This is a genomic window from Nocardia sp. NPDC049220, from assembly GCF_040647855.1.
In the GTDB taxonomy this organism is placed as follows: domain Bacteria; phylum Actinomycetota; class Actinomycetes; order Mycobacteriales; family Mycobacteriaceae; genus Nocardia.
Window position 1 is genome coordinate 368185 of record NZ_JBEZDA010000001.1, and the last position, 25265, is coordinate 393449.

Consider the following 25265-nt stretch of genomic DNA (forward strand, 5'->3'; position numbering starts at 1 on the left):
CAACCAGCAACAACCAGTGTCGGCTCCGCCGACAGCTACCGCCTGCCCGGTCACCATCATGTTCGGATTAGAGGGGTGGGCAGGTCACGCTCGTAGTCGATACCGCGTCAACAGGCCGTCCAGTATGCAATGAGGCGGGGAGCCGTCCTCGGTTCGATCGAGGTGTCATGCCGGGCCGATCACGACTAGCTGCGGCAGGCATGTCTGTGGTGACCACGACACCGGCGGTTGCACAACTGTGCAGGACGATCCGCACCCCGCCGATCAACGTCCTATGCCGACTTTCCACACAGCAACCCCGCGGTTTCCACGTCTTACCGCACCAGGAATCCACGAACCCGCCGGAAACCTTCGAGTGGAACTCTCGCCCATTTGTCGCGTCCCCCCATCATCGCTCGATTCTCTCCGAAGAATCCGTCGGTGCGCGTGGGTAAGTGCTGAAGATTTCGCCTCATCGCGTGGTTGATCGGACGGGTGGCCACCGGCGGGTGGGTTCGTAAGCTCCGTAAGCTGGATCGGGCATTGTGATATCGCGGCGTGGGTACGGGCGGGGGTTAAACAACTTGCCGCCGACCAGGGCAGACGTGTTAGAAGGGTGTACATGAAGGAAATGGGGCCGTGCCGTGGGGCGACGGGACCGGGCAATGGGACCGGGCTGGGCGGCCGTCCCGGTACGGGACCAGGACGGGACCACGCCCGACGGCTAGCGACTGTCAGTGCCTCTGACCAGGCATCTATCGCTGGTGGTGAGTCATGAAGGAGAAGGGGCGCAAGGTCATCGCGACCAACCGTCGGGCGCGGCACAACTACACGATCCTGGACATCTATGAGGCCGGGATCGCGCTGGTCGGCACCGAGGTGAAGAGCCTCCGGGAGGGCAAGGCATCGCTCGTGGACGCCTTCGCTACTGTCGACAACGGCGAGGTGTGGCTGCGTGGGCTGCACATTCCCGAGTTCAGCCACGGCACGTGGACGAACCACTCGCCGCGCCGGGTGCGCAAGTTGCTTCTGCACAAGCGCGAGATCGAGCGGCTGGTCGGCAAATCCCGCGAGGGCAACCAGACGTTGGTGCCACTGTCGATGTACTTCTCCGATGGCAAGGTGAAGGTCGAACTGGCCCTGGCCAAGGGAAAGCAAGACTACGACAAGCGTCAGGACCTGGCGCGGCGCACTGCGGAACGCGAGGTCACCCGCGAGCTGGGACGGCGCATCAAAGGCATGCACTGACCATCGACGCGGGTGCTCGTGGATTCGTGGCGTGAGCACCGCCGACGGCGTCGCGTTGTCTTCCTGTGCGAGACCTCGGTGGACACCGGTTGCCGGCCGTTGGTGTCGCGGCCCCGGAGCGTCTGGCTGACCACGAGGTGAGCCGCTGCGGTTGGTTGTATCCCGCAGCGGTTCTCTGCTCACTGCTGTCGCCGATGAGCGTGACGGCCTGTGGCACTCGGCGGCGACCGTGCTGCCGGCGACGGTGCTGCTCGGTGTTCGGGTTCTTCGTCAGCAGCAGATCGGCCCGACTGTCGTACCGACCGCGGTCGCGCTCGTCGCCGCAGCCGGAACTGACCGAATCATCGGGTGCACGGTTCGTGCAGGGAGATCCGTTGCAGCGTGGGGCTGCGGAAGTCGGCGGCCACCGTGCGCGAACCGAGCGACGTGGTCGCATCGGGGACGTTGATCACCGCGCGCTGCGCCGCGATGTCGGGTTCGTCGCGCCCATAACTCTGCGGTGCCGCCATTCCTTCGGAATCCACGGTGAGCCCGGCGAGCAACTTGCGCAAAGTCGACCGGTCGAGTTCGCCCGACTCGGCTGCCTTGGTCAGCAACGCCTTCATCGGATACGACATGGCCCAGCCGATGTTGTAGCCGAAGTCGGTCGGTTCGGCAGGTGCCGCGGCCCTGGCGCGCTGGGCTCCGGTGCTGTTTCCGTCCCAGCCGTCGAACGGTGACGTGTAGTTGTACATCGTGGTGAGCGCGCGTGCGGCAGACGTGTCGAGCAGCGCGCCGTTCCAGGTCGGCGTCGACCCGAGAAAACGGCCGGTGTAGCCGGATTTCGCGAGTTTGCCCACGATCTCGGCGGTTTCGGTGGGGCCGGTGGCAAGCAGGACGAGATCCGGTGGGTCGGCCATGATTTCGGCGATCGGTATGTCTTGATTGCCGACCTCGGAATCGGGACCGGTGTCGATGCGTGAGGTGATCGTCGCGCCGTTGTCCAATGCCCATTTGAGCGCGCCGCTGGCATAGTCGCCGCCGTAATTGCCGCGGTAGGCGACTACGTCGAGCGTACGTGGTCGATAGTAGTTCTGCGCGAACCAGTCCAGACCGAGGACGGCTTCGGTGCAGTAAGAGAAACCGCCGTCCAGGACGAGACCGCGATCGGTGGATCGATATTGCCAGCCTGACCAGAGTGTTCCCGCGCTGGTGACCAGGTTCGCCTCGTCCATCTCGGCCAGGACCCCGAGTGTCTGCGCGGTACCGAAACTCATCGCGAGCGCGAGCACGTGCGGCGCGACGTTACCGAATTCGGTGATGTGCCTGCGTGGATCGTAGGCGGTGTCCCGGGTGTAGGTCGCGATGTCGATCTCGTAGTCGCCGATTCCGCCCTGCTTGTTCACCTCGTTCCAGAAAGCGAGTTGCCCTTCTTGCAGTGATTTCCCGAGTTGAGCGAAGGGGCCGTTGTTCAGATCGGACAGGACGCCGAGATAGATGCAGCCCTTGTTTCGGTCGACAGCGTGCGGGCACGGATGGTGGGTGACGCCGGGTGTCGCCGCGGGCGTCGACGTCGAGCAGGCGCCCGTCGACACGAGCCCGAGGACGAGCAGAACGGTCACGATACGACGTAGTTGACGACGGCTGCTGGATAATCCCATGTCTCGCTCTCTTACGGCTGCACGCACGGCTCGGTGAGGGTGATGCGGTCCTGAGTCGGGCCGTGATAGCCGGTCACCAGGGTTCTGGCCCCCAGCGGCGCGGTCTGGTCGGGCATCTCGATAATTGCCCGCTGGCGGGATAGGTCGGGCGTGGGTGCGCCGTAGACATATTCGGGTATCGAACCGTCATAATCCACCCGCAGACCGTTCACCGCTTCGCGGAGTCCCTTGCGGCTCAGCTTGCCTTCGATCACGGCTCTGGTCAGTACCGCCTTCATCGGGTAGGAGAACATCCAGCCTGCGCTGTACCCCCAGGTCGATGGCTCCAGGGTCGCCGAGGCGCGCGCCTTCTTGGCTCCCGCGCTGGTGCCGTCCCATCCGTCCAGTGGTGAGGTCATGTTGTACCGCGTCGTGATCGTGCTCGCCGCGGGGCTTTTCAGCAGACCACCGTTGTACGTGGGGCCGGAGCCGAGGAACCTTCCGCGGTAGCCGGCCAGTGCTGCTTTGCCCATGATCTCGCCCGCCTCTGCCGGGCCCGTGGCCAGCATCACGAGATCCGCTCCTGCGGACAGGACCTTGGCGACCGCGGCATCCTGGTTGCCGACCTGTGTGTTCGGTTCGGTCTCGATCTGCGCCACCAGGTCGACCCGATTGGCCGAGGCCCACTTCTTCGCACCGGTCGAGTAGTCACCGCCGTAGTCGCCCTGGTAACTGACGGTGGCGATCGCGTCCGGCTTCTCCTCGTTCTCGGAAATCCAGTCCAGGGCGATGATCGCCTCGGAACAATAGGAGTAGCCGGATTCCAGCAGCAGTCCTTTGTCGCTGTTCTCGAATTGCCATCCCGACCACAAGGTTCCGGCGACGGCTATCATGTTCGCCACGTCCATCCGGTCGAGCACCTGCTGCGTCTGCACTGTGCCAAAACTCATCGCGAGTGCAAGCACGTGCGGTTCGACGCGCTGATACGCCTCGGCGTGCTTCCGCAGCTCGTAAGCGGTGTCCTCGGTGTAACTTCCGATATCGACCTCGTATTTGCCGCCGATTCCGCCGGCTTCGTTCACCGACTTCCAGAATGCCAACTGGCCGTTGTTGATGTCCTTGCCCAGCGCGGCGAACGGCCCACGCGTCAGGTCGGACAGCACGCCGAGGTAGAGACAGCCCTTGGTGGAGTCGACAGCGTTCGGACAGGGTTCGGACGTGACACCCGGATCGGCTCGCGCGGAATCGTCTCGCACGGAGGAACAACCGGTGAGGACTACCAGGCCCGTGATCACGGCGAGAGCGGACAGGCGCAGCAACCTGTCCCGAATGCTGGTTACTGCCACAGTGTTTCCTTAGTCTGATATCGAGACCCGCTGCTCAGAGCCGAGCGCACGGCTCGTGCAGTGTAAGTCGCTTCGGCGTTCAGCTGTGGAAGTCGGGTGCCAGCATTCGGGAACACCGGCGCACTTCCGAGGCCGGTGGGGCGGCTGACCACCGCCGACAGCGTGAGTGCGAGAGTTCGCCGACCCCGAAATACGCGGGGGCACTGTGATCAACGTGTCGAGGGCCGTACCGTGCGTTGGCCACTGCGGCGCTGACCGCCGGGCAGTCGATGTCGTGACGGCCCTGCGATCATGGCGAAGACGTCCGCGAACATGGCGATATCGCGCCGCGGTTTGCGGCCAGCCGACTCACGGCGGATGGGATTGCGCACCCGAAGGCACCGGCGGGTCGGCGGGCACGGTCGCGGCGGCTGGGTACCGGGACCGTCACCGGCTGCGCTGCGGCGAGGCCTGGTGCACCGCTCAGTCGAGAGATCACCGTCGTCTACATGCGCGACGGTGCGCTGTCCGCGACTCGCGCTCGGCGACGGAGAGTCGGTCGACGGACCAGGTCCAGTCATAGCGAGCGGAGCAGTTGGACGAGCGTCCATACCGGTGTCGGCTCAGAGGAAACTCGCGCCTCGTGGAATGCGGATGGGCACCGGGCGGTCAGGCTGCTCCAGAGTCCGCCTCGGTCGACGTCGACCGAGGCGTCGGTGCCGGTGTGAACGTGCCCTGTGTCAGGCGCGGCGATTGCCCGCTATGTGACGCCCGACACCGTCGAATAATGGGATGATCCCGGATCTGGGCGGTGTTAATATGAACAGCCCGGCACGGTGCCGGGGCGTACGGGGCTGAACGGTTTCGACTGCGTACGTAGATTTAGGGGAAGCGTGTCGGTGCAGGCAAGAGACCACCGTAAGCGTCGCTGCAACCAATTAAGCGCCGATTCCAATCAGCGCGAGTACGCCCTCGCTGCCTAAGTAGCAGGTCGTCTCTGTCAGTCCGGGTTCGTCCCTCGACCCGGGTACTGGCATCAGCTAGAGGGACTTACCGTCCGGGTCGGTCGCGGGCCAGGACGGAAAATCGAACAGCGACTGGGATCGTCATCCGAGCTTGTTCGCGAGACCCGGAGATCCGAGTAGAGACCTAGCGGACTGCACACGGAGAAGCCCTGAAGACGCGGCGGAGGACCCGGGTTCGATTCCCGGCAGCTCCACAAAGGCCCTTCACCTGGAATACCAGGTGAAGGGCCTTTTTTATGCCGCTTCGCCGGGCTGATCTACCTCTGTACCCACATTCTGCCCACATCGCGCAGACGCAGCGGCGCGCAAGCCTTCGCCCATCCGGTCTGCCACGTCGTCTAGGTCGTCGGGGAACAGGTGCCCGTAGGTGTCGAGAGTCATGGTCGCTGTCTTGTGCCCAAGCTGGCGCTGCACAGTCTTCACATGCGCGCCGGATTGGATCATCAGCGACGCGGCGGTGTGCCGAAGTTGATGCGCGGTCACTCGTGGGAACGTGGCGGGGCCGGTTGGTTCACCACCTCTATCGCGCGGTGTGGATGCCGCGATGCACCGACGCACCGCACCGCCGAACCAATGCGTAGTTGTCGGCGGGCGTAGCGGTTCGCCGTCTGGTCGTGCCCACAGTAGGCCGTTCGGGTCCCGCTGCGCATCGAACACCGGCCGCAGTAACTCGGCAACTTCGGTTGGGATCGCCACTGTCCGCATCTCCCACGTCTTCGGCGCGCCGATCACGCTCCGCGAATTGACCTTGGATGCAGACCGGGCAATCCGGATGCGCCTGCGGTCCAAGTCGGCATCTCGGGGGCGTAGCGCGGCCATCTCGCCCCAGCGCATCCCGGAGTAGGCGAGCAGTATCACTATTTCCGGATACTTGGCCTCGGCAGCCAGCGCGGCCACCTGTCCGTGGGTGAGGTAGTTGTGATCGACGGGTACGCGCCGGGGAAGCTGCACCCCTGCGGCGGGGTTCGCCGGTATCCGCCGTTCGTCAACGGCCTCCTCGAGAATCGCAGACAGCACGCCGTGAATGTCCGAGACGGTCGACGGCGCGCGATGGAGACCGGCTATCCAGTCCCGGACTTCTGGACGCGTGATGGAAGCGACAGCCCGTGCGCCCCAATAGGGCTCGACGTGTACGCGCCAGATGGAATCGACGCGCACCGCCCACGACTCTTTCATGTGCACCTGGCGCGCGAGCCACACTGCACCCATCTCCGCGATGGTGAGCCGGCCCAGCGACGGCGCAACATATTCGCCGCTCATCTTCTTGACCTCGACAGTGTTGGCGAACTGCTCGGCATCGCGCTTACGTCGAAAGCCGCGCTTGTCGGTCTGCTTGCCGTCCGGCTTGCGGTAGCGGACGCGGTAGCGCGTCTGGCCGCCGGTAAGCGTGTAGGGCTCAATCGTCGCCACGGTTCACTTCAACTCTCTGCCGTCGACCTCGATGGTCGGGGCGGGCATCTCCAGGTTGATGGTCCACCTAGGGCGAGACCGGACCACGAAAGCAAGTGCATTGCCCTCTAGCGCATCTGGTAGTTGGTCACCACGGAGCCAGTTCCACATTTCTCTGGCGGTAATGGGCTTGCCCATCAGGCTCGCAGGTTCGGACTCCTCCACTGTCTCGGGCATCAACAACGCGATCGGTGAGGCGTCGAGGGCGATGGCCAGGGCCACCAAGTCATCTGCATCTACGCGCCGTTCCCCCTTCTCGATGCGAGAAAGGCCGAGTACGGGGATTGGTCGGCCCAGGGAGTCGAGCTTGCGCGCCAGCTCGGCGTAGGAGAGGCCAACGGATTCGCGCAGCCTCTTCACGTTGTGCTTCACGGTCTCGCCAGGCTCCCCGAGCGGGTTCTTTTTCTCTGCCACAACTGGAGTCTGACCCATCGAAATGATGTCGTCAAGCGTCATCTTGACACCCTTCCGAATCATGGTGCATCATTCAGGCATCGGCATCGAAACGATGCTGATGCACATCATTTTGATAGGAAGACTGATGGATCAGAACCTGGCAACCCCTGCCGAGGTCGCAACCTACCTCCGCACGACAACGGCCCGATTGGCGAACGACCGGTACCACGGCGTTGGAATCCCCTACGTGAAGTACGGCCGAAACGTGCTCTACAGGTGGCAGGACATCCGCGACTGGATTGAGCGAAACACGTTGTGCGGCACTGCGGACCGACCGGGCGCGGCGTGATGCCGAACTTGCCCCAACACGGAAGCGGCCCGGGAGCTGCGTCTACAGCTCGCCGGGCCAGTGAAACCCCTTGATGAAAGAGAATTCAATGCCTAACCCTACCCGCCCCTCGGCTGCTGCAGCGATCACCTACCACCCCGAGAGGGGAATGCCGTGGTCGGTCGCCGTGCTCGACGAGCACGGCGATCTGATCGCGTTCACCACTACACGGACCCGTCGCAGCGCGGAAGAGTTCGCGGCGAGCCACGGGGCCGATAAGGCCCATCCCGCCCGCCAGTTCGATGCGGAGGATCTCAACGAGCGGCAGCGCGACGGGCTCTCGTGTATCGCCTGCGATCGAGACCTGGACGTTCCGGGGCTCATGTCTCAGCCGGTCGGGTTCGGTCCCCTCGGGCAAGTCTTTTCGTGCTGCGAGTGCGTCGCATGGGATGCCGCAGCGACTCGGGCGATATGCGCCGGGATTGCCGACGCCCTCGTTCGCGAGGGGCGCGCGCTGACAGTGCACGAGGTTATGGCCATCGCGCGAGTACTCGGTGTCTCAGCCGCCGAGCTGCTGGACGACTGGTACAAGCAACTGAACGAAGATTGATCACTCCGTAATTCGAAAAGGGCCTGCATCCCAGTAGTCGGCCCGGTGAGTAGGAACCACGCTCACCGGGCCGCATATCGAAATTCGGGAGTTCCGACAATGATTAATTCTAGTGCGCCTTGCGCAGCCTATGACCGGCTCGTAAATGCCTTGCGCGAGTACGGGTGCACGGTAGACGACAAAGGCGACCACGGCGCGGCGTCGACACCAGGACACAGCAGTGCGGATAGGGGTACGACGTTCCGTAGGTCGTCGGATGGGGTGCTGGTCTACTGCCACAACGGCGACATGGACCAGGTGCTTACCGATATAGGGCTAAGCAAGGCAGACCTGTTTGATAGCCCGCGCACGAATTACCAGTATCCGGATGGTCGGGTGGTCGAGCGCCGATACCGCGACGATGGTAAGAAGACCTTCTTTCAGTCCGGGAACAAGCAGGGGACTGCGCTGTTCGGGTCGGACCATTTGCCTACCAGCCTCGGTGTGCCGGTGGCCGTGGTCGAAGGCGAGAAGTGCGTGCTCGCCGCGCAGTCAATCGGGGCCTTCGCGGTGAGTCAGGCTCAAGGCGCAAAAATGGACCCCGCGCGGGCTGACTGGTCGATGCTGAAGGGGCGACCGGTGGTGGTTGTCGCGGACGACGACACCGTGGGTATGCGGAGAGCGTCCCTGGTTGCTAAGCATCTTGCGGGCATTGCCGCCTCGGTCACGGTCGCTAAGGCCAGAGACGGCAAGGATTTAGCCGACCACATTGCGGCTGGCCACGATATCGGCGATTTAGTGATCGTGGGCGACTGGACTTTGCCCGCGAAAGCTCCTATCGACGGGGCAGCGCTACTGGATGACATTCGCACCGCGCTATTGAAATATTGCGTGCTCCCCACGGAGCACGCAACGATTGCCGTCGTCTTATGGGCGGTGACAACCCATCTGACCGGCTGTTTCGAGTACGCGCCCCGTCTGGTGCTCCGATCGCCAGAGAAACGCTCAGGCAAGTCCCGTGTACTGGAAATACTTGATGCTCTGGCATATTCACCACTGCGCGCGGTGAACGCCACCGTGGCCTACATCTTCCGGTCACTGGACGCAGACCCACCGCCAACGCTGATGTTCGATGAGGTGGACACCATCTTCGGATCGAAGAAGGTGGCAGAGCAGAACGAGGATCTGCGCGGACTGCTCAATGCGGGGTTCCAGCGCGGGCTACCGTTCGGCCGGACAGTCGGCCCGAACCATCAGCCGACTGAGTTCGAAACGTTCGCCATGGCCGCACTCGCCGGTATCGGACGACTGCCGGACACCATCGAGGACCGCGCGGTCATAATCGAGATGCGTCGCCGGAAACCTTCCGAAGTAGTTGCTCCATATAGAACTCGACGTGACCGACCAGCGCTCGAAAATCTGCGTGGTCGAATCGCCGAATGGGCAGATACCGTCCGCGAGAAACTGACCGGCTATGAACCGGAAGACCTCGGAGTCGAAGACCGTGCTGCCGACGTATGGGAACCGCTGATTTCTGTCGCGGACATGGCAGGCGGACAGTGGCCAGCTCTGGCGCGCAATGCGGCCAGGGGCATGGTCACCAATGCGGCCGAGGTTGACGAAGCGGCGTCGCTGAACACGAGGTTGCTGTCCGATATTCGTGACATCTTTGCGAAGTCGAAAAAGCCGTTCATGAAATCGGCAGAGCTGTGTACGGCTCTCTGGGGCGTCGAAGAGTCACCCTGGAGCGCCTTCGAGTTCAACCCCTCGAAGTTGGGGCACCGGCTGAGGGAATACGGAATCAAGACGGGCCACAACACGGCCAAGACCGAACGCGGCTACCGGCGCGAAGACTTCCGTGACGCCTTTGAGCGCTACTTGTCCGCCGCTGCCCCGTCCGAAGGTGCCCAAAGGCGTCCAAATGGCCCTGACCAGCAAGAACGTTCGGACGCCTTTGAATCCCCGGACACCTTGAAGGCGTCCATAAATAGAAAGGCGTCCCATCAAAACCCCAGCTCAGACGGCATAGAGACGGGTCTGGACACCTTCGGACACCCTAGCGGCGGAGACGGCACGGTCGACCCAGATGCCTGCCCGCATTGCGGTCGTCTCGAAGATGGTTTCAGTCACATCTGCCGGGGCGGTCGACCACAGGCGCGCTTCGTCGACGGCGGTGCGGCATGACGTCTCGCTATCGGCGCCCCAAGAAGCAGTGGCCCAAGGTCGCACCTCCGATCGCAAATCTCGTCAGCCCTCAACTGGTCGATGCGGCCTGCGTAGGCATGGCCCCATTGTTCGACTACGAGATTTTCGGTGAATCCCCCGAAAATCAGGAAGCACGTTGGTGGAGGGGGAGGGGGGTATGTGCCCGCTGTCCAGTACGCATCGAATGTTCCGCCACCGCAGGGCGGCTAGGTGTGGACGCACAAGGAATATGGGCGGGTCTTTTGCGTATGCCGACCGATCTTCGAAAGAGCGTCTGATGTTTCTCGATATCGACGACGCTCGAATGCTCCGTTACGTCGTAAGTGAAATGATCCGACATCGGCAGCATTACGGGCCGGTGCCCGATGTATTGCGGCGAATGGATGCACGGCTTGCCATCGAACTCGAATTGCTCAGTGGTTCCGACACGGGAACTCCGTTGACGCCGAGTCTTTCAGAATTGAAATCAGAATCAATCGGTTCTGCCGAGGTGGCACGAATGCTCGGATGCTCGCAACGACGGGTCCGTTATATCGCCAAAGACTTGGACGGGCAGCTCGTAGGCAAGGCATGGGTATTCGATCGGGCAGTGGTCGCGGAATACGCGGCGAATAGGAAGGGAGGAGTGGATGCGAAGTTCAAAGGCCCTTGGCCCTGACACGTCCGCCAGGCAGGAAAAATTTCCCTCCTCGCCGATTTCGCCAGGGGTCGGCGCCGGTCAGAACACGCAGAAAGGAGCCCCTAGAATGGCCGAGATCAGACGAAATCGGACGAATCGACGCGGAATACACCGGGAAGCGCTGGAGAAGTCCCTAGAGGCACTGACTGTGACCCCCGCATTGGCCGAATTGGCGCGCACGCTCGCTGATCAGGTCGACGGATCACAGGGCGAACCAAGCGCTCGGCTAGTTGGCGCGTATTTATCGGCGCTGAAGGATGTTCAACGCCACGGCATCCCACCTAAGCCCGAGGCGAAGCCCAGCAAGCTTGCCCAGCTCCGTGCCGAACGGGGGCGCAGTACGTCCCGACTCCCGAACCATAACCACCTGGGGCTGAAAGGGCGCGAGGCGTGACTATGGAAATGCCGGGCCGCAAATGGACTACTCCTGAATGGGTGCCATGTGCGGTGTGCAATGTAGATCGCCCCTATCGGGGCTTGGGCGCTTCCACAAAACCGGCACGAGCGCGTAAATGGTGGCAGCCGGGCCTGCTCGATCCCGACGACACAACGTGCCCGTGGTGCGGCGCGCAGTAGGAAGAGAGATTTACCAAATGATCAAGATTAAGGACCTGATCGAGTCAGAAGAGCGCGTCGACGCTGCGGAGCGGGAATATCGCGAGTTGATGAAGCCCGAGAATTGGAGCGCGCACGAATCCCTCGACAAGGAGGGGCGTAGGCATCTTCACGTCAACGAGTTGACCTTTCAGCGGCAAGACCAGGCGCTCAAGCGGCTGGAAGCGGCACGTAGCGACTCCATCGCACTCCGCCGTGCCTTTATCGAGGGAGGCGTGAAGCAATGATTCAGCGAGTTACTGATATGAATCTCCGTGGTGTCAGTCGCCCTCCGATATCGACGCGTCAGGCACGAGCGAATATTGCGCAGGCCGCCGGGGGGTTCGCCGATGATTTCGATGGTTTGTTTCTCGACAAGGACGTTCCCGGAAGCTTCGATATCGACGATAATTGCGGCCCGGTACGCAGCAGTCTCGCTGATACCGAAGAAGGGCGCGCCCTTATTGCGAAACACGCCAGGATGATGGCACTAGTAGAGGCGGAGATGGAGCAAGCGCGTCGCCACAATCGATTCACCATTCGAGGTATCGGCGAGGAGCAGTGCCGGGAGCAGACCGCGAACGCGATTGCTCGCCGTGGCACCGATAAGGCCAAGCGACTGGCTGACGCACTACGAGTCGGGGCTGTGGAAGTCCGGGGTGGCCGGAAGCGTACCTATGCTCCCGTGAAAATGAAGGATGGCAACTGAAATGCTGACACCGCGAGAACTTGCCGCAGAGCAATTCGGCGTTGCCCGGAGCATGGGGCGCACAGGAGTGTTCGGTATCAGCCGGACCGAGGTAGATCGGGAGCGGCTTGCCACAGCCAAGCGAGCCGAAGCTGTGATAGTCCGCGCACTCGCCGGTCCTCCCAAGCAATTCCTTGGAGAGCCGGACAATGCACAGCTGAACTTGATGCTCAGCTACGTACGCGCCCGCCTTGCCGAACTCGAAGCCAGGGGCGTCGGTTTCGAAGTTGAATCGTCGCCTACCACGTCGTAGGCGATCCCCTTCCGGAGAGTGCCATCTCCGGTCCTGCCGCCCAGGAAGTGTTTTCCCCGGTGCCTTACTCCATTCTCGCTGGGGGGACGTGCCACACTTCCTGGGCGGCAAATCCAAGGAAGAAGACTTATGCGAGACATGCGATGGGAAGTCACCGGTTTCGGTGCCTATCCTCAGAGGTTCACGCAGGCCATCGAGCTTATTCGCGCCATGAATCGCCCGGTAAAGATTATTGCTGGAGCGTGCCACAACGGCGCGGAACCTTTCACTATGGCTATGCACTTGATCTACGCTGGAATATCCGATGTGAAAGTCATTGCCCATGATGGACATGCGGAGCATCACAAAGCCGCCATGCGTGGACAGTACTTGAAGTCCGAGATTGACGTTGATTTCAAAATGGAGCGGCTTCCTGAACACTTCCGCGAATACTTCGTGCCCGTTGATGACGACAAGCGTCTCGGTATTCGTGAGGACGTTCGCGGCCTGATCCAATTCACACCTGGGCCAGTATTGCTACCCGGTGAGGGCATCGAATCCGCCGACGTGTTCGCGATCCGTAATCTTTGGCACCATATTCAGCCACGAAACCGGATCTTCCTGGTAGGAAAACTTCGCGACGCGCTACCCGCCGATGGCGTGATCCTCACGCGCACCGTTCATTGGAACGAAATAGCAGAAACAGCGCCGAAACTCGGAACCCATATCTACGGACGCCCCTTCTCCGACGCCGAGCAGCGTCTTGCCCGACTCACGCTCGCCCCCGCCTTCGATCCGCTGTACGCAGAGCGCCACGCCGGGCAAGGCTCGGCCCCATAGCTTCAGGGCGCGCTCATGTCCGGGTCGATCTGGGTAAGCATCGAGCGTGCCCAATCGGTGCCCTTGTGACCCCCTGGCAGTACCGCGTATCCGGTCTCGGCCTCCCGTATTGCGTCTGAAGTGCGCCCCATCGCTGCGAGCACCACGCCGCGTTCGAGGCCCCAGAAGCCCGGCGTGTACCAGTATCCGAATGCGGGTAGGTCGATCCCTTCCGTTGCTGCCGCTGCCGCATCGGCGTGGTGTAGCGCTCGTGCTGCTCGGCGCCGGTCTCCTTGCAACGCGAGCAGTTCGGCGCGTTGAAAGCGGTCATAGACGCCGAGGATCGGATGGGCTCGGGTGACGGCTATCGCCGACTCTGTGAGGTCTACAGCGCGCTGTAGGTCGCCGTTGTGACGCGCCGTGTATGCCCGGAAGCTGTGCGCATGTGCGAGCTGTGACGGATCATTGCCGTCATCGGCAAGCACGGCGGCGTCGCTGAGTACGCGGTCGGCGAGGCGTGCTCGGTGCGTGGCGTGTTCCAGCCATCCTCTGTATCGCGCGACTTCGGATGCGAGGCTGGCCGATGCGGTACCGCCTGCGCGATGACGCGCCAGGGTGCGAGCTGTCGTATCCATGCCGCGAACCAGCTGCACGACGGACGCGGCCCCGACAATGTCCTCTAGATGTCGCGTGCGATCCAGGATCGCTGAGAGGTCTTCCAGTCCTGCACGGCCCGCGCTGGACGGGTCGCCTACAGTCGCGCCGAGTCGTTCCAGGTCAACGGATTCCATGCCCAGAACGGGGTCAGACAGTATCGACCTGTACGCGTCGAGCACCGCTCCCGTCACAGGTCGCTGTCCGGTCTCGATCAGCGATAGATATCCGGCGGTGAAGCAAGTTTTGCTTGCCATGCGTCGCAGGCCGATATCGGCGATTGTGCGCAGCTCGCGCAGTAGCTCGCCGGTCACCCCCGAATCGGTAAACACAGGCAAACACTAAGCCTGCTCACCGAAGGGTGCCGGCGGAACACACTTTCCCGTAGCCCCGACGCCGGGACGACGCCCCGAAGCGGCAATCCCCGGCGTCGGGCGCTTACCACCCGAGCAGAGGGGAACTCATGACATCAAGGCCTGGTGCGATCGGGTACGTACGCTGTGACATCTCCGGCGTGCGGCAGCAGTGGGACGAGCATCAGATCCGTTCTGTAGCGAAGCGGCTCGGCTACGACCTGCGTAAGACCATCGTGTTCAACGAGCGCACCGCCGATCCGATCTACCGATTGCGAGTGGTTGTTACCCGTCTCGACGTCGACGCTGTAATCGTGCCCAGCGGACATCATTTCGACCCGTCATGGGCTGTAGTTCCTGCGGAACTCGTGGCTGTGGCCGATGTGATCACCGTGACCCCCGAGCAGACCTATGCCCGATGGGCTACCGACCAGGCGCCCGCCGATCTCGATGGGGTGTAGTGGGCAACCTCGGTGATGAGCACCGGGAATTGCCACCCACATTTTGCCCACAATTGCCCATGAAACATGGTGATCTACCGTGAATCGCGGTGATGTGTTTTTGCTGGTAGACCGGTATTTTGCCCCCCTGCCACGTGTGCAGAACGGGTTCGATTCCCGGCAGCTCCACAAGAAGGCCCCTCACCGGATAGTCAGGTGAGGGGCATTTTCCTGTGCTGGGTCTACCGAATCGGTACTGGTGCGCGTCATGCGACATCAAGTAGGTAATCGGTTCGGAGGTGACGGCGAACTCGCGTTGGGGTTGGGCGTGTTTGGTTGTGCTGGTGGATGTAGGCGTCGATCGCGGCGTCTTGTTTGTCGTGGCTGTGGTGGTCGGTGCTGTTGGACGCGGAGTAAGCACTGCCGCGGATTCGGGCTCGATCCAGCTCGACCATGACCGGTTGGCCGGCAGAAACCCGGTTCCTCGTCGTTGGCGTCAGCCCGGGCGTGTACTCGGCCTACTTGTGCGGGGGAGAAGTTCTCGGCGATGACGTAGTGTCGCGCGCCGGGCCAGCGCGCCCGCGGTGACTTCGGCAGTAGTTGGCGCGCGAACCGTTTCGGTGCCCGTCGTCGGTCGGCAGATCCAGCGCCTGATCCGATCGGCAGCGCCAAGGATCAGGTCGGGTGTGGCGATGCCGAGCAGGGTGTCCTCCGGTTGGTCGGGCATAGGTCTGGCCTGATTGCGTCGGGCGTGCCGGTCTCCGCTGCTGGCTGGTGGAGGCCCGTTCGGTGTGCGCGGTCCGCTGCACGCTCGCGGGAATTCCTGCGACCGCTGAGGATGCGGATCCGAGGCGCAACGGCAGCCATAACACTGCGCTCAGCGACATTGTGTTCAGTGACCGACCGGGACGGCAGCGCCACCACGTGTCTGGTCGAGGCACCGACCTTTTGGGTTTGTCGCGGGAACCAGCCGCGACCAGCACGTGGTTGCAGGTCGAGTGGCTCGAACTCGTCCACGCGAATCTCTCGCTCGGCGACAAACGGATAGTCGTTGTTCAGGATGCGGTCCGTTTTCACGGTGAACTCCGTGGTCGCTACCCTTTTCCAGGTCTTGGTGGCCTGCCACGACACACCCTCGGCGTTGAGGATCTTGCGTAGTGTCTCGCGGCTGATGTCGGTGATCGCGTTGGTGGCCAGTACTTCTCGTGGTTTCGACCGACTTCACACCGGCAACGGCGAACCCGCAGATCTCGCGGTCAACTTCTCTGGCGCTCGGTCCGAAAAAGCTTCTCCTTTGAACACAGTCGAATGGTGGTCATCACGCGACAGACCGGCAGCCATAACACTCCGCTCAGCGAGCAACCGGGATGTCAGCACCGCGACCTGGGCAAATCGTGCCCGTGTCGCTCGGTGGAACGGATTTCTTCGAACCCGCACACTTGAGACTTGAATGAGTCATACTTATGAACATGTCCACGATTTCGGAATTCGAGCGCATGTTACGCGGGGCTGCTCTGCGTGTGACGGCACCACGGTTAGCCGTGCTGAACGTGGTACATGACCATCCGCACTCGGATACGGACTCGATCCTCAGTCTCGTGCGCGAGACGCTCGGTACGGTGTCCCACCAGGCCGTGTACGACGTGCTACGCGCACTGACCGCCGCGGGTCTGCTCCGGCGGATCCAGCCGATGGGTTCGGTGGCGCGCTACGAAACGCGCGTCGGGGACAACCATCACCACCTCGTGTGCCGTTCGTGCGGCGCCATCGTCGACATCGACTGTGCCGTGGGCGAAGCGCCCTGCCTGACCGCGTCGGACGACAACGGTTTCGTCCTCGACGAGGCCGAGGTCATCTACTGGGGTCTGTGCCCCGACTGTTCTACATCACATACGTCACGATCACATCCGTGATCGCAGCCCGATTCACTGCTCATAACTCCCGAAAGGAATTGCCGTGCCTGAGGAACACCCACCCATCGGAGAAGCGAACACGCAACCCGCCGAGAGCGGTTGCCCCGTCGCGTCAGGTCGCCTCAAGTATCCGACCGAGGGTGGCGGTGTCCGTGACTGGTGGCCGAATCAGATCAATCTGAAGATCCTCCAGAAGAACCCCGCCGTGGCCAATCCCATGGGCGCGGACTTCGACTACGCCGCGGAATTCAAGACCCTCGATCTGGCCGCGGTGCGGCAGGACATCGAGGACGTGATGACGACGTCACAGGAGTGGTGGCCCGCCGATTACGGCCATTACGGTCCGTTCTTCATTCGGATGGCTTGGCATGCCGCGGGCACCTACCGCATCAACGACGGCCGCGGCGGTGCCGGGGCCGGGATGCAGCGGTTCGCGCCACTCAACAGCTGGCCAGACAACGCGAGCCTGGACAAGGCGCGCCGCCTGCTCTGGCCGGTCAAACAGAAGTACGGCAAGAAACTCTCGTGGGCCGACCTGATCGTCTTCGCCGGCAACTGCGCGCTGGAATCGATGGGCTTCACCACCTTCGGCTTCGGCGGGGGCCGGGTTGACCAGTGGGAGCCCGAGGAGGACGTCTACTGGGGGCCGGAGCAGACCTGGCTCGGCGACGAGCGCTACACCGGCAACCGGGACCTCGAGGCGCCCCTGGCGGCAGTCCAGATGGGTCTGATCTACGTGAACCCGGAGGGCCCCAACGGCAATCCGGACCCCCTCGCGGCCGCTACCGACATCCGTGAGACGTTCCATCGCATGGCCATGAACGATGTCGAGACCGCGGCGCTCATCGCCGGCGGCCACACCTTCGGCAAGACACACGGCGCCGGCCCCGCCGACCATGTCGGCCCGGAGCCCGAGGCGGCCCCGCTGGAGGAACAGGGTCTCGGCTGGAAGAACTCTTTCGGCACCGGCGTCGGCAAGGACGCGATCACCAGCGGGCTCGAAGGCGCGTGGACAGCTACTCCGCGGTCGTGGGACAACAGCTTCCTCGAGACCTTGTATGGCTACGAGTGGGAGAAGACCAAGAGCCCCGCTGGCGCGTGGCAGTGGGTCCCGAAGGACGGTGCCGGGGTGGGTACGGTGCCCGATGCCCACGACTCGTCCAAGACTCACACCCCGGTGATGCTGACAACGGACCTTTCGCTGCGGGTCGACCCGGTCTACGAACAGATCACCCGGCGCTGGCTCGACCACCCCGACGAGTTCGCGGACGAGTTCGCCAAGGCGTGGTACAAGCTGACCCACCGCGATATGGGCCCGGTCGTTCGCTACCTGGGCCCGCTCGTCCCGAATGAGACGTTGCTGTGGCAGGACCCGGTCCCCGCGGTAGCGCACGACCTCATCGGTGCCGACGACATCGCCGGTTTGAAGAGCCGGATCTTGTCGTCGGATCTGACCGTCCCGCAACTCGTCTCCACCGCGTGGGCGGCCGCCTCGTCGTTCCGCGGCAGCGACAAACGTGGTGGCGCCAACGGCGGACGTGTTCGTCTCGAGCCACAGCGCGGATGGGAAGTCAACTCTCCCGACGAACTCGCCCAGGTGGTGCGGACCCTGGAGGGAATCCAGGAATCCTTCAACTCCGCGCAAACCGGGAACACGAGGGTGTCGTTCGCCGATCTCGTCGTGTTGGGCGGGTGTGCGGCGGTCGAGCAGGCCGCGAAGAACGCCGGGTACGACGTCGAGGTGCCATTCACGCCGGGACGCACGGATGCCACGCAGGAACAGACCGATGTGGAATCCTTCTCGGCGCTCGAGCCGAATGCCGACGGCTTCCGCAACTACCTCGGCAAGGGCAACCAGCTGCCGGCTGAGTACCTGCTGATCGACAAGGCGAACCTGCTGACCCTGAGCGCGCCGGAGATGACGGTCCTCGTCGGTGGCCTGCGGGTGCTGGGCGCGAACCACAAGCAGTCGCCGTTGGGCGTGTTCACCTCGACGCCCGAGTCGTTGACCAACGACTTCTTCGTGAACCTGCTCGACATGGGCACGAAGTGGGCTCCGGCGCCCTCCGACGAGGGGACCTACGAGGGCGCGAATCGCGCGACCGGTGCGGTCGAGTGGTCCGGCAGCCGCGTCGACCTGGTTTTCGGGTCGAACTCGCAGCTGCGGGCTATCGCGGAGGTCTACGCGACCGACGACTCGAAGCAGAAGTTCGTCGAGGACTTCATCACCGCATGGGTCAAGGTAATGAACCTCGACCGGTTCGACCTCGCCTGATCCAGGCACGATGACCGGCCCGGCGGCCGATCATCGACACGGTGCGCCACCCCGCGAACCGTCATAGTTCGCGGGGTTTGGCACGTCCTGGTGGGGTGAGCGTGCTCGCCGCCGAACTCGCTGCGGCACAGTGGCCTCCTGCCGAGCACACAAGGCGACCAGCCGGTGGGACGGAAGCGCGGTATCGACCGCGGGTCGGGTCGCGGCGTGGTGTCCAACTCCCGGCGCGAGGGGACGACGCAATCGGCCGCCCGGCAACATATTTCGGTACCGGCGAGTACAGTGCTGTTGCCCACCTTGATCGTCAGCGCGCCGACGGGATATCCGGTGTGGCTGATCGCCGCGCATCGCCGTATCAGGAGCATGACCAGATGACGACAGCAGTCGATCGCGGCCGCGAGGGTCTGCGGCTCGATGAGCTTCCCGTGCGGCCTATCCACCGCAAACTTGTCGTCCTCGTGGGTGCGGGCTTGTTCTTCGATCTCTATGAGCTGTTTCTGGCCGGGACCATCACCGGCGTGCTGAAGTCTCAGTTGCAGCTGTCCACTTTTCAACTCGGCGGAATCCTCGGCTCGGCCTTCGCCGGTCAGTTCCTCGGCGCGCTGGTGATCGGTCGCCTGTCCGACCTGTTCGGGCGGCGCCGCATGTTCTTGCTGAACGTCGCACTGTATTCGGGATTCACCCTGCTCGGCGCCTTCAGCCCGAATATCACCGTCCTGATGGCGACCAGGTTCGCGGCCGGCCTCGGCATCGGCGCGGAGATGACGGTGTCCGACACCTATCTGTCGGAGGTCGTCCCACCGCAGGTTCGCGGCCGCATGATCGCCATCGCCTATACCATCGGCTTCTTGGCCGTGCCGTCCGTGGGCTTCCTCGCGAAATGGCTGGTTCCGTTGCGGCCCTTGGGTTTCGACGGCTGGCGGTGGCTGTTCGTGCTCGGCGGTCTCGGCGCGGCGCTGGTGGTTGTGGCGCGGCGGACGATGCCGGAGTCGCCGCACTGGCTGGCTCGCAAGCGGGAGCAGAGGCAAGCGCCCCCGTTCAGCGCGATCGTGCGGCCGCCGCACCGGTCGCGGACGGCGCTGTTCGCCGCGGTCATGATTCTGGAGGTTTTCGGTTACTACGGCTTCGGCACCCTGGCCGTGCTGGTACTGGATCACAAGGGTTTCACAGTCGTGACCTCACTCGCCTATCTGGCGGTCAGCTATCTCGGTTATCCGCTGGGTTCGCTGTTGGCGATACCGCTGATGGAACGGTGCGAGCGCAAGTATCTGTTCATGGCTTCCGCGGGGTCGATGGCGGTGTTCGGGCTGCTGTTCGGGTTTGGCGCCAGCGCGCTGTTGATCATGATTTCGGGTGCGCTGTACACCATGGCGAGCAATGTGTTCTCCGATGCGATGCACGCTTATCTGCCCGAATCATTTCCGACCAGTGTGCGGGGGACCGCGGCCGGCGCGACCTACGCACTGTCCAAGGCCAGCACGGCTGTTCTGCCGTTCGTCCTGCTGCCATTGCTGGCGGGGCCGAATGGTCCCGCTCTGGTCTTCACGGTGATCACCGTGGCGATGCTGGCGCTGATCGCGATCGTGGCCGTGTGGGGTCCGGTCACCGGAAGGCGGGCACTGGATGCGCACTGACCAGCCGGGCCTCGACCACTCGGCGGGCGCCGGCGTCGATTGTCGCGGGAAGCGGCTCAGGCGATCGCGGTGCGCAGTGCGAACCAGCCGATGGCGGGGTCGGCGAAGCCGTGATAAATAAGCCGAATTCGCTGGTCGACCTCGAAGTAGCGATAAACCGCGAGCATGGCGCGGCAGGTTGCGTCCGCCTGGAAGTCATCGATGCGGCGGAAGCCGATGGACCGCTCAGGGAGCAGCGCCAGCCGCGTCAGTTCGGCGGGATCGCCGATGTCCAGGCCTTCTGGTGCGGCGTCAGTGATGTGATGGTCGTGCAGGATGGCGTGCACCTGGTGCGGGTCGGGGCGGCCGGACAAGAATGCCTGGATCTCGGCGTGCAATAACCGCGGTGGATCGACCGGCGTCCGCTCGAACTGGACCAGTTCGATCAGCTCGCGATCGGGGCTCGGTGTGTTCGTGTCGTCGACGACCGGCGCCTGTTCGAGCAGGTGCAGTATGTTGCCGCCGGGGATCAGCGGCTCCGGGGCCATGAACACCGTGACGGTGGGGCAGAGACAACCCTCGCCGATCAGGCAGACTTTCCGATGAGGCGAATCGGGCATCCAGCCTCCTCCATAACAGGGCTGGATAATCCGGCCCTTGCTGGATCGGGACTTCGATATACGCCGATCGCCGAGGTGCTATGGCGCTTCGACGGTCGACCGTGCCGCAGCTACCAAGTCTAGGAGCGCGGCGGAGCCTTCGCATCCGTATCGTCGCCGGATTCTCCGCGGCGCCCGCCCCGGCCGATCCTCCCGCAGCGCAGAGCCGGCTGCTGGTGTCGGCACTGTCCGAGCCGGTCTCTGTGGTGGCGGCCGCACGGGTTGCGGACGACCCAGGAGATGATCTCGCTCTCGGTCGAGCAGGGGCTCGGCCGTCGACTCCGGTCGGGTGGTTCGCGATCGACTCGCCCGACGGCGCCGCCGAACTGCCGCCCGACATCTGTTCTGCCGCAGACCGGTTGGTGCCAAATCGAGCAAAATTATTGTCCTACAACATGATCCGTACCCATCGGGTACTGTGCTTCGGCACCTGCACATAACGGGACAGTTGCTCGGGATATTTTCGTAACTCTCCGGAATCGAGGCAAACGAATGAACCACAAGCTCTGGTTGCTCGGACGGTCCGCCACGGTCGGCGGTCATGTGCTGCGCGAGAAGATCACCCGACCGAAAGCGAAGTCCCTCGATGACGTCCCGGTTTCCGGCGAGACGATCACCACCAAATGGCTGACGGCTGTGCTGTGCCGCGATGTCCCCGATGCCGAGGTGGTCTCGTTCGACACGTCCAACGGCAGTCACGGCACATCCACGCGGGTCGCGATTCGCGTCGAGTACAACGACGTCGGTACGCAGGCAGGATTGCCGACGGAGTTGTTCGCGAAGACGACCACGGCCTTCAGTCAGCGCATCCTGCTCGGTGGCGGAAAGATGATCGACGGTGAAACCCGATTTTTCCGGGACTTTCGCCCTGAAGTCGACATGGAGGCCCCGCTCGGCTACTGGGGTGCCGCCGATCCGTCGTCGTGGCGGTCCATTGCGCTGATGGAGGACATCGCCGCGACCCGTGGCGCCGTATTCATCGAGCCGAACGCTCCCATCGCCCGCGACCAGATCGAAGATCTGGTGCGCAATCTCGCCCGGCTGCACGGTACGTTTTGGGAGCACCCGTCGATCGCGGTACTCAATACCCCGAACGAGATGCTTCAGGCGTACCTCGCCGCGATCGACATGAAAACCCGCTGCGCGGTCGGCTTGCAGCGGGCCGAAGAGGTCGTTCCGGAGAGCTTGCACGGCCAGAGCGACCGGTTGTGGGCAGGTGTCGAACGGGCTCTGGACCTGGCGACCACCGACATCCCCCCAACCCTGCTGCACGGCGACCCGCACATCGGGCAAACCTATGTGACCGGCGACGGGCGGATGGGGTACGTCGACTGGCAGGTGGTGATGCGCGGCGGCTGGGCCCACGATTTCGCCTATACCGTCAACTCCGGATGCGAGCCCGAGGACCGCCGCGCGTGGGACCGTGAGCTGTTGGCGGCCTACCTGGACGAGTTGGGTCACTTCGGCGGCGAGGTGCCGTCCTTCGACGACGCCTGGTTGGCCTATCGGCAGCAGTCCATGTTCGCCTACGCGGCGTGGGCATTCACGATCGGCCGAGCGGTGTATCAACCCAAGATGCAGTCGGTGGAGACCTGTTTGACACTGTTGAAGCGCATCACCACCGCCCTGGATGACCATGATTCGCTGGGGGCACTTGGCGTCTGACGAACCGTCGTACAGTTCGCTCACTGTCGGCAGCAGCACCCGGTCCCGCCGGGTGCTGCTCCCGGATCGAGCGGACTTCGAGACGGTTCGCGGTCGGTGCAACCACGAAGACCACCGCATACTCGCTCGGCCCGGCCCGGCCGGGAAAATCGATATAGTGTTGCGCGCAGCGGGCTTTCGATATCGAATCGGTGCTGTACCGCCGCCCGGCTGTGACCGGAACCGGTACGCGCTCCCCATGCGGAGCAGCGCCTCGGCACGAAATCCGTGGTAACCACCCGCAGTGCACACAAACAGTCTGGAGTTTCACTCTTGAGTACGCCGCAGTCCCGAGTACAGGCGCAGGTCTGTCCGGTCGTCCACGGCTCACCGATCGATTCCGATGACCCGGGAGTGCCGCTGCACTTGCCGGAATTCGCCGCCGATCCACACCGCGCCTATCATGAAATGCGAAGGCGGTACGGCTCTTTAGCGCCGGTGGAACTGTCACCCGGCGTACCGGCCACGTTGGTCATCGGCTACAACACCGCAGTGCGGATCCTCAACGATCCGGAACATTTTCCCGCCGATCCGCGCTCCTGGCAGAAGAACATCCCCGCCGACTGCCCCATCCTTCCACTTTTGGAGTGGCGGCCCATGGCGAGCAGAAGCACCGGAGCGGACTTCGCGCGCTACCGGCAGGCCATTACCGCGAGCATCAACGAAGTCGATCTGTATGCGCTGCATGGCATCGTGGAGCAGATCGCCGTCCCACTGATCAACAACTTCTGTCAGGACGGCAGTGCCGATCTGATTGTCCAGTATGTGTTCCCGCTGGTGTTCGAAGTCGTCAATTCCTTGCTCGGCTGCACGCCCGAGATCGGGCAGCAGGTGGCCGCCGGTACGGCCGCCTTGCTCGAAGGTGTCGACGCCGAAAAAGGCAACCAGCTGCTCGGCGAGGCACTGATGAAATTGGTGACGCTGAAACGGGCCGAACCCCGCAGCGACATCACGTCGGTCCTGTTGCAGCACCCGTCCGAGCTGGATGACGTGGAGGCGTCCCACCATGTGTCACAGGTCTACGGCACCGGGATCGAGTTCCAGCTGAATCTGATCGTCAACACGCTGCTGCTGATCCTCACCGACGAGCGATTCGGTGACAGTGTGATGGGTGGGAACTTGTCCACCCGCGACGCCCTGGACGATGTCTTGTTCAACGACCCGCCGCTGGCGAACCTCCTGATCACCTACCCTCGGCAGCCGATCCTCATCGATGGCGTCTGGTTGCCCGCGCATCAGCCGGTTGTGATCAGCATGGCCGCCTGCAACAACGATCCGGCGATCCGAGCCGAGGAGCAGACGGGCAATCGCTCGCATCTGGCGTGGGGCCTCGGACCACACGCCTGCCCCGCGCAATCCCTTTCCTACCTGATCGCCCAGGACGCGATCGACCAGCTGCTCGATGCCTTGCCGGAGATGCGGCTGGACCTGCCCAACGGCGCACCGACCTGGCGGCCGGGGCCATTCCATCGAGCCTTGACGGCGCTGCCGGTCGTATTTCCGCCCTCCTTTCCCATGAATGCGAGCGGTGAGTCGGCCACCGGGACGGACCTGGCGTCGTAATCCGCTACCGGACGATCGCCGCGGTGCCGCGCTCCATGCGGGGCGCGGAACCGCGGCGGGTCCGTCATCCACCGGGCGGCGGCGCAACCAGCACCTGAAACGTGATCAGCCCTGCTGGGTCGGGACGATGATCAACTCGGCGATGTTGACCCGTTTCGGCGCGGCGACGGCGTAGGCGACCGCGTCGGCGATATCGCCGGGTTCGAGGATCTCGATCTCTGTGCGCCATTGGTCGAGCCCGGCGCGCTGTTGCTCGTCCTGCATACCCGCGCCGAGTTCGGTGCCGACGAAGCCGGGTTCGACATTCTTCACCCGGACACCGCGCGGTCCGAATTCGGCGCGCAGATTGCGGGTCAGATGGGCGACCGCGGCCTTCGTAGCGCCGTACACCGCGTAATTGGGGAAGATCGTGTGCCCGCCGACCGATCCGATCAGTACCAGATCGGCCGGTCTGCCCTCGGCCGCCACCGCGAGCAGATCGTCGATGAACGCTCGTCCGGTGTAGAGCAATCCGTTGATATTGGTACCGACCATCTCGTCCCACTCGTCGGTGAGCGCGGACTCGAATGGCGCGGCGAGCATCACGCCCGCGTTCGCGACGACCACGTCGACGGGGCCGAACGCCGCGCGCACCGTGGCGGCGGCGTCACGCACGGAATGCTGGTTGCCGACGTCGGAGACCACCGCGAGTGTGTCGCCGCCGATCTCCGCGGCGAGTTCTTCGACGCGATCCTTACGCCTGCCCAGCAGGGCCACCTTGGCGCCGTTGCGGGCGAGTTGCCGCGCGGTGGCGGCGCCAATTCCACTCGATGCTCCGGTAATGACCGCGACGCGGCCGGTCAGGTTGTTTGTCATG

At 63.5% G+C, this 25265-nt stretch carries 25 protein-coding genes and 1 other RNA gene; 18 read left to right on the top strand and 8 right to left on the bottom strand.

From position 1 onward, the window contains the following. The first annotated feature begins 753 nt into the window (after positions 1–753). Positions 754–1227, top strand: a complete 474-nt coding sequence (smpB, locus tag AB0C34_RS01560; protein WP_357066331.1) for an SsrA-binding protein SmpB — start codon at positions 754–756, stop codon at positions 1225–1227. A 341-nt stretch (positions 1228–1568) separates the two neighbouring features. Here smpB and AB0C34_RS01565 read toward each other — a convergent pair whose 3' ends face one another. Both AB0C34_RS01565 and AB0C34_RS01570 read right to left on the bottom strand, forming a co-directional pair. After that, the gene (locus AB0C34_RS01565; protein ID WP_357066334.1) at positions 1569–2828 is read right to left on the bottom strand and encodes an ABC transporter substrate-binding protein; all 1260 of its coding nucleotides are present in this window, start codon (positions 2826–2828) and stop codon (positions 1569–1571) included. A gap of 50 nt (positions 2829–2878) precedes the next feature. Continuing rightward, positions 2879–4192, bottom strand: coding sequence for an ABC transporter substrate-binding protein (locus AB0C34_RS01570; protein ID WP_357066337.1), 1314 nt, complete (start codon positions 4190–4192; stop codon positions 2879–2881). An 829-nt stretch (positions 4193–5021) separates the two neighbouring features. Between AB0C34_RS01570 and ssrA the strand changes: the two genes are divergently transcribed. Further along, positions 5022–5393, top strand: a transfer-messenger RNA (tmRNA) gene (gene ssrA, locus AB0C34_RS01575). A 37-nt stretch (positions 5394–5430) separates the two neighbouring features. On the opposite strand, the gene AB0C34_RS01580 is transcribed toward ssrA, so the two are convergent. Together AB0C34_RS01580 and AB0C34_RS01585 are read right to left on the bottom strand one after the other, a co-directional pair. After that, positions 5431–6606, bottom strand: coding sequence for a site-specific integrase (locus tag AB0C34_RS01580; protein WP_357066340.1), 1176 nt, complete (start codon positions 6604–6606; stop codon positions 5431–5433). A gap of 3 nt (positions 6607–6609) precedes the next feature. Beyond that, a complete protein-coding gene (locus AB0C34_RS01585) occupies positions 6610–7101 on the bottom strand; it encodes a helix-turn-helix transcriptional regulator (RefSeq protein WP_357066342.1) in 492 nt (163 codons plus the stop codon). A gap of 85 nt (positions 7102–7186) precedes the next feature. On the opposite strand from AB0C34_RS01585, the gene AB0C34_RS01590 reads away from it, so the two are divergent. The 9 genes from AB0C34_RS01590 (at position 7187) to AB0C34_RS01630 (ending at position 13256) form a co-directional block, all read left to right on the top strand. Then, the gene (locus AB0C34_RS01590) at positions 7187–7390 is read left to right on the top strand and encodes a helix-turn-helix domain-containing protein (RefSeq protein ID WP_357066345.1); all 204 of its coding nucleotides are present in this window, start codon (positions 7187–7189) and stop codon (positions 7388–7390) included. An 88-nt stretch (positions 7391–7478) separates the two neighbouring features. After that, positions 7479–7979 carry a hypothetical protein gene (locus AB0C34_RS01595; RefSeq protein WP_357066347.1) on the top strand — a complete coding sequence of 167 codons (501 nt, stop codon included), beginning with the start codon at positions 7479–7481 and terminating at the stop codon, positions 7977–7979. Positions 7980–8267: 288 nt separating this feature from the next. Further along, positions 8268–10142, top strand: coding sequence for a DUF3631 domain-containing protein (locus AB0C34_RS01600; protein ID WP_357066350.1), 1875 nt, complete (start codon positions 8268–8270; stop codon positions 10140–10142). Further along, positions 10139–10441 carry a WhiB family transcriptional regulator gene (locus AB0C34_RS01605; RefSeq protein WP_357066353.1) on the top strand — a complete coding sequence of 101 codons (303 nt, stop codon included), beginning with the start codon at positions 10139–10141 and terminating at the stop codon, positions 10439–10441. The genes AB0C34_RS01600 and AB0C34_RS01605 overlap by 4 nt, the downstream gene beginning before the upstream one ends. After that, a complete protein-coding gene (locus tag AB0C34_RS01610; protein WP_357066356.1) occupies positions 10441–10821 on the top strand; it encodes a hypothetical protein in 381 nt (126 codons plus the stop codon). The genes AB0C34_RS01605 and AB0C34_RS01610 overlap by 1 nt, the downstream gene beginning before the upstream one ends. A gap of 614 nt (positions 10822–11435) precedes the next feature. Further along, a complete protein-coding gene (locus AB0C34_RS01615) occupies positions 11436–11684 on the top strand; it encodes a hypothetical protein (RefSeq protein WP_357066359.1) in 249 nt (82 codons plus the stop codon). Continuing rightward, positions 11681–12145 (top strand): hypothetical protein, encoded by a 465-nt coding sequence (locus tag AB0C34_RS01620; RefSeq protein ID WP_357066362.1) that lies wholly within the window; start codon positions 11681–11683, stop codon positions 12143–12145. The genes AB0C34_RS01615 and AB0C34_RS01620 overlap by 4 nt, the downstream gene beginning before the upstream one ends. A gap of 1 nt (position 12146) precedes the next feature. Next, positions 12147–12437 (top strand): hypothetical protein, encoded by a 291-nt coding sequence (locus AB0C34_RS01625; protein WP_357066365.1) that lies wholly within the window; start codon positions 12147–12149, stop codon positions 12435–12437. A 129-nt stretch (positions 12438–12566) separates the two neighbouring features. Further along, positions 12567–13256: a CheR family methyltransferase gene (locus AB0C34_RS01630; RefSeq protein WP_357066368.1), complete on the top strand. Its 690-nt coding sequence runs from the start codon at positions 12567–12569 to the stop codon at positions 13254–13256. Positions 13257–13258: 2 nt separating this feature from the next. Here the strand turns inward: AB0C34_RS01630 and AB0C34_RS01635 are convergent, their stop codons facing one another. Next, positions 13259–14221: an XRE family transcriptional regulator gene (locus tag AB0C34_RS01635; protein ID WP_357066371.1), complete on the bottom strand. Its 963-nt coding sequence runs from the start codon at positions 14219–14221 to the stop codon at positions 13259–13261. 131 nt (positions 14222–14352) lie between these two features. Between AB0C34_RS01635 and AB0C34_RS01640 the strand changes: the two genes are divergently transcribed. Then, positions 14353–14703 carry a hypothetical protein gene (locus tag AB0C34_RS01640; RefSeq protein ID WP_357066374.1) on the top strand — a complete coding sequence of 117 codons (351 nt, stop codon included), beginning with the start codon at positions 14353–14355 and terminating at the stop codon, positions 14701–14703. 475 nt (positions 14704–15178) lie between these two features. Here the strand turns inward: AB0C34_RS01640 and AB0C34_RS01645 are convergent, their stop codons facing one another. After that, a complete protein-coding gene (locus AB0C34_RS01645) occupies positions 15179–15409 on the bottom strand; it encodes a hypothetical protein (RefSeq protein ID WP_357066376.1) in 231 nt (76 codons plus the stop codon). A 742-nt stretch (positions 15410–16151) separates the two neighbouring features. Here AB0C34_RS01645 and AB0C34_RS01650 point away from each other — a divergent pair. The 4 genes from AB0C34_RS01650 (at position 16152) to AB0C34_RS01665 (ending at position 20504) form a co-directional block, all read left to right on the top strand. Continuing rightward, positions 16152–16595, top strand: a complete 444-nt coding sequence (locus tag AB0C34_RS01650; RefSeq protein WP_357066379.1) for a Fur family transcriptional regulator — start codon at positions 16152–16154, stop codon at positions 16593–16595. 43 nt (positions 16596–16638) lie between these two features. Further along, positions 16639–18870 (top strand): catalase/peroxidase HPI, encoded by a 2232-nt coding sequence (gene katG / locus AB0C34_RS01655; protein WP_357066382.1) that lies wholly within the window; start codon positions 16639–16641, stop codon positions 18868–18870. A 165-nt stretch (positions 18871–19035) separates the two neighbouring features. Beyond that, entirely contained in the window at positions 19036–19245 is a 210-nt protein-coding gene (locus tag AB0C34_RS01660) for a hypothetical protein (protein ID WP_357066385.1), read from the top strand. Further along, a complete protein-coding gene (locus AB0C34_RS01665) occupies positions 19242–20504 on the top strand; it encodes an MFS transporter (RefSeq protein ID WP_357066388.1) in 1263 nt (420 codons plus the stop codon). Before AB0C34_RS01660 ends, AB0C34_RS01665 begins: the two co-directional genes overlap by 4 nt. A gap of 56 nt (positions 20505–20560) precedes the next feature. On the opposite strand, the gene AB0C34_RS01670 is transcribed toward AB0C34_RS01665, so the two are convergent. Next, positions 20561–21103: a hypothetical protein gene (locus tag AB0C34_RS01670; RefSeq protein WP_357066390.1), complete on the bottom strand. Its 543-nt coding sequence runs from the start codon at positions 21101–21103 to the stop codon at positions 20561–20563. Positions 21104–21634: 531 nt separating this feature from the next. On the opposite strand from AB0C34_RS01670, the gene AB0C34_RS01675 reads away from it, so the two are divergent. Then, on the top strand, positions 21635–22807 hold the full coding sequence (locus AB0C34_RS01675; RefSeq protein WP_357066393.1) for an aminoglycoside phosphotransferase family protein: 1173 nt from the start codon (positions 21635–21637) through the stop codon (positions 22805–22807). Between the two features lie 312 nt (positions 22808–23119). Then, complete coding sequence (locus AB0C34_RS01680; protein ID WP_357066396.1) at positions 23120–24409, top strand: cytochrome P450; 1290 nt, start codon at positions 23120–23122, stop codon at positions 24407–24409. A gap of 105 nt (positions 24410–24514) precedes the next feature. Here AB0C34_RS01680 and AB0C34_RS01685 read toward each other — a convergent pair whose 3' ends face one another. Then, a complete protein-coding gene (locus tag AB0C34_RS01685) occupies positions 24515–25264 on the bottom strand; it encodes an SDR family oxidoreductase (RefSeq protein WP_357066399.1) in 750 nt (249 codons plus the stop codon). Position 25265: the final 1 nt, after the last annotated feature.

Coding starts and splice junctions, on each gene's coding strand:
- smpB (WP_357066331.1), top strand. CDS start 754: ATGAAGGAGAAGGGGCGCAAGGTCATCGCGACCAACCGTCGGGCGCGG.
- AB0C34_RS01585 (WP_357066342.1), bottom strand. CDS start 7,101: ATGACGCTTGACGACATCATTTCGATGGGTCAGACTCCAGTTGTGGCA.
- AB0C34_RS01590 (WP_357066345.1), top strand. CDS start 7,187: ATGGATCAGAACCTGGCAACCCCTGCCGAGGTCGCAACCTACCTCCGC.
- AB0C34_RS01595 (WP_357066347.1), top strand. CDS start 7,479: ATGCCTAACCCTACCCGCCCCTCGGCTGCTGCAGCGATCACCTACCAC.
- AB0C34_RS01600 (WP_357066350.1), top strand. CDS start 8,268: ATGGACCAGGTGCTTACCGATATAGGGCTAAGCAAGGCAGACCTGTTT.
- AB0C34_RS01605 (WP_357066353.1), top strand. CDS start 10,139: ATGACGTCTCGCTATCGGCGCCCCAAGAAGCAGTGGCCCAAGGTCGCA.
- AB0C34_RS01610 (WP_357066356.1), top strand. CDS start 10,441: ATGTTTCTCGATATCGACGACGCTCGAATGCTCCGTTACGTCGTAAGT.
- AB0C34_RS01615 (WP_357066359.1), top strand. CDS start 11,436: ATGATCAAGATTAAGGACCTGATCGAGTCAGAAGAGCGCGTCGACGCT.
- AB0C34_RS01620 (WP_357066362.1), top strand. CDS start 11,681: ATGATTCAGCGAGTTACTGATATGAATCTCCGTGGTGTCAGTCGCCCT.
- AB0C34_RS01625 (WP_357066365.1), top strand. CDS start 12,147: ATGCTGACACCGCGAGAACTTGCCGCAGAGCAATTCGGCGTTGCCCGG.
- AB0C34_RS01630 (WP_357066368.1), top strand. CDS start 12,567: ATGCGAGACATGCGATGGGAAGTCACCGGTTTCGGTGCCTATCCTCAG.
- AB0C34_RS01640 (WP_357066374.1), top strand. CDS start 14,353: ATGACATCAAGGCCTGGTGCGATCGGGTACGTACGCTGTGACATCTCC.
- AB0C34_RS01645 (WP_357066376.1), bottom strand. CDS start 15,409: ATGCCCGACCAACCGGAGGACACCCTGCTCGGCATCGCCACACCCGAC.
- AB0C34_RS01650 (WP_357066379.1), top strand. CDS start 16,152: ATGTCCACGATTTCGGAATTCGAGCGCATGTTACGCGGGGCTGCTCTG.
- AB0C34_RS01665 (WP_357066388.1), top strand. CDS start 19,242: ATGACGACAGCAGTCGATCGCGGCCGCGAGGGTCTGCGGCTCGATGAG.
- AB0C34_RS01670 (WP_357066390.1), bottom strand. CDS start 21,103: ATGCCCGATTCGCCTCATCGGAAAGTCTGCCTGATCGGCGAGGGTTGT.
- AB0C34_RS01675 (WP_357066393.1), top strand. CDS start 21,635: ATGAACCACAAGCTCTGGTTGCTCGGACGGTCCGCCACGGTCGGCGGT.
- AB0C34_RS01685 (WP_357066399.1), bottom strand. CDS start 25,264: ATGACAAACAACCTGACCGGCCGCGTCGCGGTCATTACCGGAGCATCG.